This window comes from Tritonibacter sp. SIMBA_163 (assembly GCF_046535935.1).
GTDB classification, from domain to species: Bacteria; Pseudomonadota; Alphaproteobacteria; order Rhodobacterales; family Rhodobacteraceae; genus Epibacterium; species Epibacterium scottomollicae.
This window is the reverse complement of record NZ_JAWJBP010001490.1, coordinates 1-231: the sequence shown is the minus strand read 5'-3', so window position 1 is coordinate 231 and position 231 is coordinate 1. Positions and strand designations below refer to the sequence as shown.

Annotated in this window: 1 pseudogene; it reads right to left on the bottom strand. The window is 69.3% G+C overall.

From position 1 onward, the window contains the following. Positions 1-231 (bottom strand): annotated as a pseudogene (locus R0J92_RS27250) (acyl-[acyl-carrier-protein]--UDP-N-acetylglucosamine O-acyltransferase); the annotation flags it as partial.

Here is a 231-nt window from a genome sequence, read left to right as displayed (position 1 = left end):
CTCGCCGATCTCCAGCCGCGTTTCCTCGCCGCGATATTTGATGTCCTGCGGCGCCGTGCCCAGCGTGGCGTGGGAGAAAACGCGCGTGCCCGCGCCGATCCGGGTACGGCCCTCCACCACCACGTGGGAGCGCAACTCGACATCGTCGCCCAGCTCGACATGTGGGCCAACCAGGCAGAACGGGCCGATCCGGACGTTCTCGCCCAGCGTTGCGGCGGGATCGACGGAGGC